12 protein-coding genes are annotated in these 12,809 nt (G+C 57.8%); 6 read left to right on the top strand and 6 right to left on the bottom strand.

The window, feature by feature from the left end:
* Positions 1–208: 208 nt before the first annotated feature.
* Positions 209–2,737 (bottom strand): ATP-dependent Clp protease ATP-binding subunit, encoded by a 2,529-nt coding sequence (locus ACYU7Z_RS01665; RefSeq protein WP_460566944.1) that lies wholly within the window; start codon positions 2,735–2,737, stop codon positions 209–211.
* A 97-nt stretch (positions 2,738–2,834) separates the two neighbouring features.
* On the opposite strand from ACYU7Z_RS01665, the gene ACYU7Z_RS01660 reads away from it, so the two are divergent.
* The 3 genes from ACYU7Z_RS01660 (at position 2,835) to ACYU7Z_RS01650 (ending at position 5,111) form a co-directional block, all read left to right on the top strand.
* Positions 2,835–3,218, top strand: coding sequence for an STAS domain-containing protein (locus ACYU7Z_RS01660; protein WP_460566943.1), 384 nt, complete (start codon positions 2,835–2,837; stop codon positions 3,216–3,218).
* 11 nt (positions 3,219–3,229) lie between these two features.
* Complete coding sequence (locus tag ACYU7Z_RS01655) at positions 3,230–4,099, top strand: fructosamine kinase family protein (protein WP_460566942.1); 870 nt, start codon at positions 3,230–3,232, stop codon at positions 4,097–4,099.
* A gap of 106 nt (positions 4,100–4,205) precedes the next feature.
* Positions 4,206–5,111, top strand: a complete 906-nt coding sequence (locus ACYU7Z_RS01650) for a ribonuclease Z (RefSeq protein ID WP_460566941.1) — start codon at positions 4,206–4,208, stop codon at positions 5,109–5,111.
* A gap of 338 nt (positions 5,112–5,449) precedes the next feature.
* On the opposite strand, the gene ACYU7Z_RS01645 is transcribed toward ACYU7Z_RS01650, so the two are convergent.
* From ACYU7Z_RS01645 to ACYU7Z_RS01635, 3 genes are all read right to left on the bottom strand, one after another.
* Entirely contained in the window at positions 5,450–6,532 is a 1,083-nt protein-coding gene (locus tag ACYU7Z_RS01645) for an alpha/beta hydrolase (RefSeq protein WP_460566940.1), read from the bottom strand.
* A gap of 70 nt (positions 6,533–6,602) precedes the next feature.
* Positions 6,603–7,508 (bottom strand): 4-hydroxy-tetrahydrodipicolinate synthase family protein, encoded by a 906-nt coding sequence (gene dapA, locus ACYU7Z_RS01640; protein ID WP_460566939.1) that lies wholly within the window; start codon positions 7,506–7,508, stop codon positions 6,603–6,605.
* 106 nt (positions 7,509–7,614) lie between these two features.
* Positions 7,615–8,604, bottom strand: a complete 990-nt coding sequence (locus ACYU7Z_RS01635; protein WP_460566938.1) for an acetyl-CoA carboxylase carboxyltransferase subunit alpha — start codon at positions 8,602–8,604, stop codon at positions 7,615–7,617.
* 228 nt (positions 8,605–8,832) lie between these two features.
* Between ACYU7Z_RS01635 and accD the strand changes: the two genes are divergently transcribed.
* From accD to ACYU7Z_RS01620, 3 genes are read left to right on the top strand one after another with little or no spacing between them, the layout of a single operon-like run.
* Positions 8,833–9,747, top strand: a complete 915-nt coding sequence (accD, locus tag ACYU7Z_RS01630; protein ID WP_460566937.1) for an acetyl-CoA carboxylase carboxyltransferase subunit beta — start codon at positions 8,833–8,835, stop codon at positions 9,745–9,747.
* A 1-nt stretch (position 9,748) separates the two neighbouring features.
* A complete protein-coding gene (gene smpB / locus ACYU7Z_RS01625; RefSeq protein ID WP_460566936.1) occupies positions 9,749–10,204 on the top strand; it encodes an SsrA-binding protein in 456 nt (151 codons plus the stop codon).
* A 27-nt stretch (positions 10,205–10,231) separates the two neighbouring features.
* A complete protein-coding gene (locus ACYU7Z_RS01620) occupies positions 10,232–11,161 on the top strand; it encodes a hypothetical protein (RefSeq protein ID WP_460566935.1) in 930 nt (309 codons plus the stop codon).
* A gap of 16 nt (positions 11,162–11,177) precedes the next feature.
* Here the strand turns inward: ACYU7Z_RS01620 and ACYU7Z_RS01615 are convergent, their stop codons facing one another.
* Positions 11,178–11,852 (bottom strand): cupin domain-containing protein, encoded by a 675-nt coding sequence (locus ACYU7Z_RS01615; RefSeq protein ID WP_460566934.1) that lies wholly within the window; start codon positions 11,850–11,852, stop codon positions 11,178–11,180.
* A 64-nt stretch (positions 11,853–11,916) separates the two neighbouring features.
* Entirely contained in the window at positions 11,917–12,708 is a 792-nt protein-coding gene (locus ACYU7Z_RS01610; protein ID WP_460566933.1) for a helix-turn-helix domain-containing protein, read from the bottom strand.
* Positions 12,709–12,809 lie beyond the last annotated feature (101 nt).

The following is a 12,809-nucleotide window of genomic DNA, read 5'->3' as shown; positions in this document are numbered from 1 at the left end:
GCGCTATTCGTCAGGATTCGTAATACGGCAGTTGTTATCAAAGGGTAGGACGATCTTGCTTGTAAACTCAACAATTCCTGTGCCACCGTTAAAGTTTCTTTAACAGTTACCAACAATACGATAAACAGGTTTTTCCGGATTCGGATGAGCTCAAAAAAAAATTCCCCGCAAGTAGTTGCGGGGAATCGGGGAACAGTATTTCTACTTATCAAGCCTTTGTCTCTTCCTGCTTGGTGCTTTCCTTCAGCGTGAACGTAAGCTTGCCATTGGGCTCGTCGAGATCAGCCTCGAGAACGTCGCCGTTCTTGATGTTCATATTGAGGATCTCCTCGGCCAGCGGGTCTTCCAGGTATTTCTGGATGGCGCGGTGCAGCGGGCGCGCACCGAACTGCTGGTCGTATCCCTTGTCGGCGATGAAGCTCTTGGCCGCCTCGGTCAGCTCGAGGCTGAAGCCCAGGTTCTGCAGGCGCTTCGTGACGCCTTTCATGAGGATATCGATGATCGAGAAGATATTGTCCTTCGTGAGCGAGTTGAAGATGATCACATCGTCGATGCGGTTCAGGAACTCGGGCGAGAAGGTACGCTTCAGCGCTTTCTCGATCACGGCCTTGCCGGCCTCGTCGGCGTTCTGCACACGGGCCTGGGTGGCGAAACCGACACCTTCACCGAAGTCCTTCAGCTGGCGTACGCCGATGTTGGAGGTCATGATGATCATCGTGTTCTTGAAGTCCACCTTGCGGCCAAGGCCGTCGGTGAGCTGCCCGTCGTCGAGAACCTGGAGCAGGATGTTGTAGATATCCGGGTGGGCCTTCTCGATCTCGTCGAGCAGGATCACGCTGTAGGGCTTGCGGCGCACGCGCTCGGTGAGCTGGCCGCCTTCCTCGTAGCCTACGTATCCCGGAGGCGCACCGATGAGGCGCGACACCGTGAATTTCTCCATGTATTCCGACATGTCGATGCGGATAAGCGCGTCTTCGGAATCGAACATATGCCGGGCAAGGGCGCGGGCGAGCTCGGTCTTACCGACACCCGTGGGGCCCAGGAAGATAAACGTACCGATGGGCTTCTTGGGGTCTTTCAGGCCTACGCGGTTGCGCTGGATGGCTTTCACCACCTTCACGATCGCTTCGTCCTGGCCGATCACCATGGCCTTCATTTCGTCGGCCATCTTGCGGAGCTTCTGCGTTTCGGCTTCCACCATCCGCTTCACCGGGATGCCGGTCATCATCGAGATCACCTCGGCGATCTCTTCCTCACCGATGGGGAAGCGCTTGTGCTTGGATTCCTCCTCCCACTGGGCTTTCGCCTTTTCCAGCTCTTCGCCGAGGCGCTTCTCCGTATCGCGGAGGGCGGCGGCCTCTTCGAACTTCTGGCTCTTCACCACGCGGTTCTTTTCCACCTTGATGTCTTCGATCTTTTGCTCGAGGTCGAGGATATTCTGCGGAACGTTGATGTTCTTCAGGTGCACACGGGCGCCCACTTCGTCCATCACGTCGATGGCCTTGTCGGGCAGCAGGCGGTCGGTGATGTAGCGGTCGCTGAGCTTCACGCAGGCATCGATGGCCGCAGCGTCGTAGTTGACGTTGTGGTAGTCCTCGTATTTCGATTTGATGTTGTTCAGGATCTTGATCGTGTCTTCCACGCTCGGCGGGTCGACCATCACCTTCTGGAAGCGGCGGTCAAGGGCTCCGTCCTTCTCGATGTACATGCGGTACTCGTCGAGGGTGGAGGCGCCGATGCACTGGAGCTCGCCGCGGGCGAGGGCCGGCTTGAAGATGTTGGAGGCGTCGAGCGAGCCGGAGGCACCGCCGGCACCCACGATGGTGTGGATCTCGTCGATGAACAGGATCACGTCGCGGTTCTTCTCGAGCTCGTTCATGATGGCCTTCATGCGCTCCTCAAACTGGCCGCGGTACTTGGTACCGGCCACGAGGGCAGCAAGGTCGAGTGAGATGACACGCTTGTCGAACAGCACGCGGCTCACCTTGCGCTGCACGATGCGGAGGGCGAGGCCTTCCACGATGGCGGTCTTACCCACTCCGGGCTCACCGATGAGGATGGGGTTGTTCTTCTTGCGGCGCGAAAGGATCTGCGATACACGCTCGATTTCCTTTTCGCGGCCCACGATCGGGTCGAGGGTGCCGCTTTCGGCGAGCTTCGTGATGTCGCGACCGAAGTTGTCGAGCACCGGCGTCTTGCTCTTGGCAGCAGCGCCGCCGCGGGCCTTGGAGCCGGAGAACTTCTTCTCGTCGTCGAAGTCGTCGTCATTTTCTTCCTGGTACTCTGCCCGGACATCGTTCGATTTCACGATGCCGAGTTCCTGCCTGAAAAGTTCGTAGTCCACGTCAAACTGATTTAGGATTTGTGTTGCAATGTTTTCCTTGTTCTTAAGGATCGACAACATGAGGTGCTCGGTTTCGACCGTAGGGCTTTTCAAAGCCTTGGCCTCGAGGACCGTAACCCGGATCACTTTCTCTGCCTGTTTGGTCAGCGGCAAGCTGTTTATGTTGGCAATGTTTTTACCAGTTTTGTCCTTCACGGCCAGTTCTACTTCCTTGCGCAACTCATAGAGGTCGACGCTGAAACTCTTCAAGATTCGTACCGCGGTGTTATCGCCTTCCCGAATAAGTCCCAGAAGCAGGTGCTCCGTGCCAATAAAATCATTTCCTAAACGCAATGCCTCCTCCCGACTGAACGAGATGATCTCTTTTACCTGTGAGGAGAAATTATTGTCCATTTGTTTGATTAAGCGGTGATAAGATGCTTTACAATAATAACGATTATTTTTTTGCTAGGTTTACGCCGAAACTGTTAATAATAACCGCTGTAAGTGTATGGAGGTCAAAACTAGTACCAAAGAGAAATTCACTGTCATAAGTGGCATTCCAGCCGAATTGTCTGTTACAATGACAGACGAGATTTGCCGTCGCCTGACAGGCTACCTCCAGGAGCCCGTTAAGAACATTGTGCTCGACATGAGCGGTGTGCAGCGCATGGACGAGGCATCGGCCGAAAAGCTCGTCAAACTGCAGCAGGATTTCTATGAGGCAGGCGCTTCATTCGTCATCTGCCAGCTCGAGCCTGCAGTCGAAGAAGCCCTTGACAAGCTGGATCTGCTCGAGCTGATGAACGTAACACCCACCGAAAGCGAGGCCTGGGATATCGTTCAGATGGAAGAGATCGAGCGCGAGCTGCTGGGCGACGAGGAACCCGAATAACGAGCCATCCGATGCGCCCGCTTCCGACCCCTGCTGAAGCCCTTGCCGAGCGGCTGGGCGGGGCGCCCCTTCACTATGAAACCGTGGGCGGCGGGTCGATTAATTCCTGCGGCAAGGTTACGCTTGCAGACGGCCGGCGGCTCTTTCTGAAGCGGAATAGTGCGCCTAATTTTCCCCAATTGCTCAGCCTCGAAATGGCTGGCCTGAAATTCATAGCAGAGCCACAGCTCGTCCGTACGCCTAAGGTGATGGACCAATGGGAGGATGCAGATTACCAATATTTACTGCTTGAGTGGATCGACCAGGAAACCCCGGGACCGGCATTCTGGGAAGACTTCGGCCGGCGGCTCGCTGCGCTGCATGCAACGCTGGGCGAAACATTTGGCGGCGTGCCCGACAACTACATGGGCTCGGTGCCGCAGCGCAATGTCAGCCATGACAACTGGACCGACTTTTTCCTGGCCGAGCGGCTCCTCCCGGCGGCACGACGCTGCCAGCTGCGCGATCTGATGGGAATGGACGACATCCGCCGGATCGAGCGGCTTATCGACCCGCTCGACGGGCTGTTTGCCGACGCCCGCCCCTGCCGCGTGCACGGCGATCTCTGGAGCGGCAACTTCCTCTGCGCCGCTGGCGGCGAGCCGGTGCTCATCGATCCCGCGCCCTACTGGGGGGAGCGCTCCGTTGACCTCGCGATGACGACACTCTTCGGCGGCTTCGATGCACGATTCTACGCCGCGTACGACGAAGTGGCCGCGCTGCACCCGGAGCATAAGGCGCAATGGGCGCTTATGAACCTCTACCCGCTGCTCATCCATCTCTACCTTTTTGGCAGCAGCTACTACGGCGCGATCGACCGGACGCTACGCTCCTTTTGCTGAAGCCGGGCATTATTGCTAGACCCTTGCAGCGAAGCGAAAAGCGCCGAAGCAACCTGATGCTGATGACGTCCCGGAAAGAGCGTCACTTTTCCCTATTTTTACGGCGATGTTATCGGTGACGATCCTGGGAAACAATTCTGCCGTACCTGCCTTCAACCGCCACCCGACAAGCCAGGTGGTGACGCAGGACGGCACCAATTACCTGGTCGACTGTGGAGAGGGTACGCAGATCCAGATGATCCGCTACAAGATCCGCCGCGGCAAGATCACGCACATCTTTATCTCGCACCTGCACGGCGATCATTATTTCGGACTTGTCGGGCTGCTCAACTCCTTCAACCTACTCTCCCACAAGCAGGCACTGCATGTGTTTGCTCCGGCGCCGCTGCAGGAGATCGTTGAGCTCCAACTCCGCGTCGCCGACTCGCAACTGTGCTACCCGCTGCACTTTCACACGCTGGAAGGGCCCGGCATCCTGGTCGACAACGACAAGATCCGGATCAGTGCCTTCCCGGTCACGCACCGCATCGAGACCTACGGGTTTCTCTTCGAGGAAAAGCAGGGCAAGCGAAAACTGCTCATCGAGCAGGTACGCAAGTTCAAAATCCCGATCTCGTTTTACAGCTCGCTGCAGGCCGGCCTTGATTATATTACCCCACGCGGTGAGGTGATCGCCAACGCCCGCGTAACCGCGCCGCCCGAGCCGGGGAAGCGCTACGCTTTTTGCGCCGACACGCGCTACGACGAGGGCATCCTCCCTTATATCAGCGGCTGCGATATGATCTACCACGAAACGACCTACCTCGACAACATGCGCGACAAGGCCGACCTGCGCTTTCACTCCACCACCAAGCAGGCCGCGGAGATCGCACGCAAAGGCCGGATCAAAAAGCTGCTCATTGGGCACTTCAGCTCGAAGTATGCGGTGCTCGACGCCTTCCAGGCCGAGGCCCGCGAGGTGTTTCCGAATACGGACCTGGCGATCGAGGGCACGACGTACGAGGTGCACTAGGGACGCTGTCCTGCCCCCTGTCCCCCGGCCTCCGCGCCATAAGCTTCGGCCGGCGGCGCGAAGGGAGCACCTAGGTTGAGAATTTCTTATTTCCCGAGACACTCCGAACCTTGTTCCATACAAAAGCCCCGCCGATGGCGGGGCTTTCTACTTCAAAATTTTCAATGTTCACTATTCAATTTTCAATATCCAATTAGGGAGCGGAGAAGCGCTACTCCGCTGCACTTGAAAATTGAGCATTAAGTATTGAAAATTGAACATTACCGAGGTAAGGACTGACCGAGGATGAAAATGCCGCTCCCACCAAATTCCCGCCTTGAACGAATGGTTGCTTTGGCTTAAAACTTCGGTCCCGTTTTCTTCGGCTCTTTCTTCATCATGAATTCAATAAAGGCCGGAAACTCCTTGCGCCAGGCGGCTTCGTTATGGTGGGCGCCGGCACGGACAGCGGTCTGCATCGGTGCGGGCGTTCGCTGGTGCAGCAGCTGGAAGATCTTCAGCATATCGGGCACCATCGTTTCGCTTTCCTCTTCGCCGGCATAGAAATACACTTTGCCGCGAAGAGAGCCGCCATGACGAAGCACGTCTTTTTTCAGATCGGGTGCGATCCAGAAGGCCGGCGAAAAAACACCGCTGCCGCCGAATACACCCGGGTAGCGCAGGTGGGCGTAGAGCGAGATAAGACCGCCCATCGACGATCCGGCGACCCAGGTGTTGGCGCGGTCGCGGCGCGTGCGGAAGCTTGAGTCGATATAGGGCTTGAGCGTTTGCACGAGGAAATCGGTATACGCTTTTCCTTCGCCCTTGCCGAAGCGCTCCATATCGTAGGGACAGTATTCGTTGATCCGCTTGTCGCCGCCGTGGTCGATCCCCACTACGATGATGCCACCATAGCGACGCTCGAGCGTATCGAGTGCCTCGTCCACGCCCCATTCGCCAAAACCGGCGGTACTTTCATCAAAGAGATTCTGCCCGTCGTGCATATACAGCACCGGGTAGTGCCGCGTTGAGGTTGCATAGTCTTTTGGAAGGTAGACCCAGATTCGGCGGGTCCGGCCGAGTTGGGGCATCGGGAAGTCGTTGCGGAGCAGGCGCACCTGCGGCAGCGCCGTGCTCTTTTTGGGCTTTGCAGCAAAGCGGTCTTTCCAGCCGCCAATGGACACGTGCACCGTGGTGTCGCCGCGAACGACGATCGTACGGTTTTCAATATCGCTGCCATCGGCGCCGGTTTCCACGGAAGCCCAGGAGCCGCGGGTGAACTTGAACGTGAGCACGCCTGCCGGGCCCGTCAGGTAAATCGTCGGAGGGCCAACGGGAGGCGGGATGGACCGATGGTCGTTCGACCGCGGGTTCCAGCCGTTGATGTTGCCGGCCACGTAGATCGAATCCTCCGGTGTTTGCGCGGGAACGGAATCCAACACAAGCGTTAGCCGGTGTTGCGCGCCCGCCGCGAAACATGTGGCCAGCGCCAGTAGGAACAGGATCGAGCGTTTAGCAGTTACCGACAGGTGCCCCATGAAAATGTTTGAGGTAGCTGCGTACCTGGTCGTGGATGCCTGCGCTGAGCGGCACCAGCGGCAGGCGCAGCTGATTTTGAATAATGCCCAGCTCGGCGAGAAATGCCTTGACACCGGCGGGATTGTTTTCGGCAAACAGCAGGTCGTAGCCGTCGAGCAACTTGTCGTTGGTGGAGCGTGCCTCGCTGAAGTGCCCGTCAAGCGCGCAGGTGACCATGCGGCTGAATTCTTTCGGGAAGCAATTCGCGGCCACCGAGATAACACCGTTCATGCCACAGGCGATCTGTGCCATGGCCAGGTTGTCGTCGCCGCTGACCACGAGGAAGTCCTGCGACACATCGCGGATGATCTGCATGCATTGGGCCATGTTGCCACTCGCCTCCTTGATGCCGGCAATTCCGTCGACCTCGTGGGCGAGGCGCACGGTGGTTGCCGCCGTCATATTGGAGCCTGTGCGGCCCGGGACGTTATACAGGATGATGGGGCGATTGGTCGACGCCGCGATCGCTTTATAATGCTGGTAAATGCCTTCCTGCGAAGGCTTGTTGTAATAAGGACTGGCCGATAAGATGGCCGCCGCTTTTTCAACCGGGAACGATTCGATCTCGCGGATGACGGCCGCCGTGTTGTTGCCACCGGCACCGATCACTACCGGCACGCGCGATGAGGCCGCGGAGAACGTACACTGCAGGATCTCGAGCTTTTCCTCGCGGCTCAACACCGGTGTTTCGCCGGTAGTACCCAGCGACACGACGTAGTTCACACCGCCGCTGATCACGAAGTCGATCAGCTTTTCGAGCGCCTTGAAATCAACAGCGCCGGTTTTATCGAAAGGAGTCACCAGCGCTACGCCGGTGCCCCGCAACAAATCTTTGAGCATGGAAGGGACTTTAATTCAGGTCAAATGTAAAAAGGCCCCAGTCAAAAGCCGAAACGAATACATCCCGGTTCTTGAATAACGGCCTTGTAACGAACAGGCTGAGCCATCAGGAATTGGTGCCGGCGGGCACTTCCTCGAAGAAGCCCATCTTGCCGAATTTTTCGATCCGGTCGTCTACACGGTTCTGCGGAGCGACTGCTTTCACCTCGTCCAGCGCCTTCAGGATGGCTGTTTTGAGGTATTGCGCCGCCGCGTCGTAATCCCAGTGGGCACCGCCCGCGGGCTCCGTCACGATCGTGTCGACAAGGCCGAAGGATTTCATATAGTCGGCGGTCAGCTTCAGCTGCTCAGCGGCGATCTCTTTCTGTGCCCAGCTGCGCCACAGGATGGTGGAGCAGTTCTCGGGAGAGATCACGGTGTACCAGGCATTTTCCATCATGAGGATGCGGTCGCCGACGCCGATGCCAAGGGCGCCGCCCGAGGCTCCTTCGCCGATGATGCACACGATCACGGGCACCTTGAGGCGGATCATCTCGTAGATGTTGCGGGCAATGGCTTCGCCCTGGCCGCGCTCTTCCGCCTCGAGACCCGGAAAGGCGCCGGGCGTATCGATGAGGGTAACGACGGGTTTGTTGAATTTCTCGGCGAGGCGCATGAGGCGCAGTGCCTTTCGGTAGCCTTCGGGGTTGGCCATACCGAAGTTGCGCAGCTGGCGCGTCTTGGTGTTGATGCCTTTCTGCTGGCCGATCAGCATCACGGTCTGCCCGTCCATCTGGGCAAAGCCGCCGACCATGGCCTTGTCGTCCTTCACGTTGCGGTCGCCATAGAGCTCCACGAAGTTCGTGGTCATCTTCTCAATATACTTAAGGGTATAAGGGCGATCGGGGTGGCGGCTCAACTGCACCTTCTGCCAGGAGGTCAGGCTTTGGGTGATGGCCGTGCGGCGCTCGAGTATCTGTTCCTCGAGCTTCTGTATCTGGTCGGTATAGTCGATCTTCTTTTGTTCACCGGCATGCCGGAGACGCTCGATCTCGTCGATCAGGTCTTTGATCGGCTTCTCAAAATCGAGGAACTGGCGGTTGGCATTCTTGGGCATAGTCGAATATGAGGCGGTAAAAATAGGGATTGTCAGGGAATGGCGTTTGCGGTTGGGTGAGCAGTGAGCGGTGAGCAAGTGAGAACAGAAAGTGACAGCAACAATCCCCTCGCTCGTAAACAGGGGTGTCAGTTGACCGGGTCATTTGCGCAACATCGTTCACCGCTCACATGCTCACCGCTCACGATTTCCCGAATCCCTTCTATATTTGCCGCAAACCTTTGGCAGATGTCCAAACCAATTGAAGACTTTGACGCGAACCTGGCGGGCGAGGAGGGAAAGACCGAGGAGACGAAATCGAGCTGGTTCAAGCGCCTGAAGAAAGGGATCACGACACCATCTTCGGAAAAGAAAGAAACTCCCGAGGGCCTTTGGGCCAAATGCCCCGAGTGCAACTATATCTGTACGGTCAATGACCTGCGCGAGCAGCTGTTCGTGTGCCCGAAGTGCAACTACCACCACCGTATCGGCAGCCGCGAGTACTACGATATCCTCTTCGACAACCAGGAGTACACCGAGCTGTTTGAAAACATCCGCTCCAAGGACGCCCTCGGCTTCACCGACCTGAAGCCGTACGGAAAGCGCCTCGAGGAGATCTGGGCCAAGACCGACCTCAAGGACTCCATGCGTGTCGCTACCGGTCTTGTCGACGGGCAGGGACTCGTGGTAGCCTGTATGGACTTCGAGTTCATCGGCGGCTCGCTGGGCTCGGTGATGGGTGAAAAGTTCTCGCGGGCGGTTGACTACTGCATCGAGCACAAGCTGCCCTATATGGTGATCAGCAAGAGCGGCGGCGCCCGTATGATGGAAAGCGCTTTCTCGCTGATGCAGCTCGCCAAGACCTCGGGCAAGCTCTCGCAGCTTTCGGATGCGGGTCTCCCCTACATCTCGCTGCTCACCGACCCGACCTTCGGCGGTATCTCGGCTTCCTTCGGCATGCTGGGCGATCTCAACATCGCGGAGCCCGGCGCCCTCATCGGCTTTGCCGGCCCGCGGGTGATCAAGGAAACGATCAAGAAGGATCTGCCGGAAGGCTTCCAGCGCTCCGAGTTTATCCTCGAGCACGGCTTCCTCGATTTTATCGTAGACCGCAAAGACCTGAGGCATAAACTATCGACGGTCATCACGCTTTTCAATAACTAATTTGGCCCGGAAACCCCGTACGATCGACATCCGCAACCGCGCGGTGTACCATGAGTATTTTATCGACGACACCTATGTCGCCGGGGCCGTGCTGCTCGGCACGGAGGTAAAGGCCCTGCGCGACGGCAAGGCTTCCTTCAACGACGCCTATTGCCAGTTCAATAAAGGCGAGCTATGGCTCAAGAGCCTTCACATATCGCCCTACAGCCACGGCACCGACAACAACCACGATCCGCTTCGCGACCGCAAGCTGCTGCTCAAGAAGCGCGAGCTGGCGCGCCTCGAGGCCAAGATCAAGGAGAAGGGCTACACTATCGTACCGGTCCGGATCTTCTCGAGCGACAAGAACCTGGTGAAGATCGAGATCGGGCTCGCCCGCGGCAAGAAGCTCCACGACAAGCGCGACAGCATCAAACAGCGCGATAATGACCGCGAACTGAAGCGTTACCTGAAATAAGCCCGCGCGAAAAACGTTACTTCCTACATGAAGCACCTAAGAACCACCCTCCTCTGCCTGTTGCTCTGCGGTGCCGCCGTTGCCCAGGACCTTAATGGCTATTGGTACGGACCCGGAAATGTCGAGAACGGTGGCTCGTCGAACAACTACATGTTCGAGATCCTGCTTGAGCAAAGCGGCACATCGGTGAAGGGGATCGTCAATTATTATTTCAAGAACGCTTTCCGCTCCTACAAGCTAACGGGTAACTACAATGCGCAAAGCCGCACGGTTACGCTGTTCAACCTGCCCCTCACCTATTTCAACTCACCGGTGAACCTCGAAGTGGACTGCCCCATGGACTTCTCGGGGCAGCTGCGCATCAGCCGCGTCGGCGCCAACATCAGGGGCTCCTTTGCGCCGCGGAGCTCGTACCGCAATACCTGTCCTTCTGTCTATTTCGACCTCAAGAAAAATACCGATGCCGGCAACCGCGACTCCATCCTCCAGGCCATCGCGCAGTTCAAGGAGCAGCACCAGTACTGGACACCCGGCGCCGGCGATACGCTGGTAGCCGTAACGGTGCAGCAGCGCCCCGTGGTCAACTTCGTGCTGAATAACGAGTTCACGAAGCGCAGCAACGTCGTGGCGCAAACTTTTGAAGTGGATGCCGACTCGGTAAGCGTTGACTTTTACGACAACGGTGATATCGACGGAGACTCCATCTCGGTTTTTTTCAACCAGAAGCTGCTTACGTTCAACCGCATGCTCAGTACGCATGCCATTCATTTCTACCTCGGTCTCGACTCTACGAAGGAATACAACGAGATCAGCATGTTTGCCAACAACCTCGGGCGCTACCCGCCCAACACCGCGCTGATGACGGTGTGGGACGGTAAGCAGCGGCACGAGATCCGCCTGTCGAGCGACCTGAATGCAAACGCAAGCGTGCGGCTCAAACGGCGCAGGAAGCAATAGCGCGGCGGCTGCGCGATCAGGAGGCCAGGACCGCGACCTTTGTCGGGACAGGCTTCGGGTCCAATTCGGGGTAATAACTTTTGTAGCCCATCAACCGCGCCAGCGGTACCAGCAGGAACCCGGCAAGCTTTTGCACGAAGGGTGGTGGTCCGTCAACGAGAGTTGCACTGAAGCCGCCATTTTGCAGGAGGGCCATCTGCAGCGCCATCCGCGGTGCGTGGGTCAGCGCCGGGTCGCGGTCGATGATGCCATAAAGCTGGCACAGGTTGAAGGCGAATTTTTCGGGGAAGGCGACGAGGCCTTTTACTTCGATCCGCTCCCCCGTTTCGTTGTACGGCTTGTGGGGTACGCCACGCGGGATCAGCACCTTGTCGCCAGGGCGCACCTTGCGCACAACGCCATCAATCCAGAGACTCATTTCTCCATTGGCTACAGCGAAGGTTTCTTCGAAGTCGGGGTGCAGGTGCTTCGGAGGTCCGGGCGCATAAGGCTCAAGCACTGCCGAACAGTATACCACTCCTCCTTCCTGCTTATGAACGGTCTGCACCGCGCCTTCGGCTTCGCTGCGGAACACCTGTCCTGGCCGGAAGTAGCGCGAAATATCCGGTCGCTTTTCGGGGAACAATACATAATGGCAGAAGTAGCCGATACCCAGGTATGCGGCGATCGGGAGTACGATGAACAATATCATGGTTTCGAATTTCCAGCAAAGCTCCTCTCGCCAGCGACGGTAAAATTGTACCTATCGGACATTCTCAGAAAATGTGAAAGGGAAGCGTGCTCCGCCGGTCGCGGTACTCCCCGGGCGTCATTCCTGAAAAGGATTTGAACACGCGGGTAAAATGTGCCTGGTCGCAAAAGCCGGCTTCGTAAGCAACGGATGTGAGTGAGCTGTGCGGCCGGTGCATCGCCCGTACCGACTCCATGAATTTCTTATAGCCCGTGAGCATTTCGGTGGGTATGCCGAACAGTTGCCTGGAGATCCGCCCGAGCTGCTTCGTGGAATAACAAACGGCGCCGGCCAGCGCTTCCACGCTCCGGAATTCTTCGACGCCGCCGCTTGCCATAAGTGTATCCAGGTGCGCGCTTCGGTTACAGGCTGCGCTGCGAAGCACGGGCAGTTCGTGTTGCAGGATGTTCAGGCGGGCGGGAAACGAATCCGCTTCCGCAAGACGCGACCAGAGCGCCGCAAGATCGGCGCGAATGAGCGCCAGGTCGACGGTGGTGTCGATCAGTTCGGAAGGCAGGATGCCCAGGAGGTCGCGCACGCGGTGCACACGGAGCTGCAGGCCCAGCAGGTGCTGGCGGCTTCCGTAGGTGCCGCGGATGACATGGGTGTTGAATCCCTGCAGGAAGCAGCGGGGTATCCGCTCCGCGTTGCTGCGGCGTGGCAGTTGCCCGAGCACAGGCTCATCGAACTGGAAGACGATCTCCACGATGCCCCGCGGCAGGATCGTTTCCTGGATGCGCCCCGGGCCGTTCACCTCCCAGACGAGCGAAAGGTAGTCGGCCAGCGGCCCCTTGGGGATATAGGCGTGCGCACTCATTGTTCGATCGAAAATACCGGCTGGCTGCGAAGCACTTCGGGCGACACGCACCGGTTGCGCCAAAAAGCGGATGAAGTGTGCTGCCGCGGCATCCCGTTCGA

The sequence above is a fragment of the Flaviaestuariibacter terrae genome, from assembly GCF_054777635.1.
The sequence above is the reverse complement of the archived record's forward strand: the minus strand, read 5'-3'. Positions and strand labels throughout refer to the sequence as shown.

What these genes read in the sequence shown, in the direction of transcription:
- ACYU7Z_RS01665 (WP_460566944.1), bottom strand. Translation starts at nt 2,737, where the DNA reads ATGGACAATAATTTCTCCTCACAGGTAAAAGAGATCATCTCGTTCAGT.
- ACYU7Z_RS01660 (WP_460566943.1), top strand. Translation starts at nt 2,835, where the DNA reads ATGGAGGTCAAAACTAGTACCAAAGAGAAATTCACTGTCATAAGTGGC.
- ACYU7Z_RS01655 (WP_460566942.1), top strand. Translation starts at nt 3,230, where the DNA reads ATGCGCCCGCTTCCGACCCCTGCTGAAGCCCTTGCCGAGCGGCTGGGC.
- ACYU7Z_RS01650 (WP_460566941.1), top strand. Translation starts at nt 4,206, where the DNA reads ATGTTATCGGTGACGATCCTGGGAAACAATTCTGCCGTACCTGCCTTC.
- dapA (WP_460566939.1), bottom strand. Translation starts at nt 7,508, where the DNA reads ATGCTCAAAGATTTGTTGCGGGGCACCGGCGTAGCGCTGGTGACTCCT.
- ACYU7Z_RS01635 (WP_460566938.1), bottom strand. Translation starts at nt 8,604, where the DNA reads ATGCCCAAGAATGCCAACCGCCAGTTCCTCGATTTTGAGAAGCCGATC.
- accD (WP_460566937.1), top strand. Translation starts at nt 8,833, where the DNA reads ATGTCCAAACCAATTGAAGACTTTGACGCGAACCTGGCGGGCGAGGAG.
- ACYU7Z_RS01620 (WP_460566935.1), top strand. Translation starts at nt 10,232, where the DNA reads ATGAAGCACCTAAGAACCACCCTCCTCTGCCTGTTGCTCTGCGGTGCC.
- ACYU7Z_RS01615 (WP_460566934.1), bottom strand. Translation starts at nt 11,852, where the DNA reads ATGATATTGTTCATCGTACTCCCGATCGCCGCATACCTGGGTATCGGC.
- ACYU7Z_RS01610 (WP_460566933.1), bottom strand. Translation starts at nt 12,708, where the DNA reads ATGAGTGCGCACGCCTATATCCCCAAGGGGCCGCTGGCCGACTACCTT.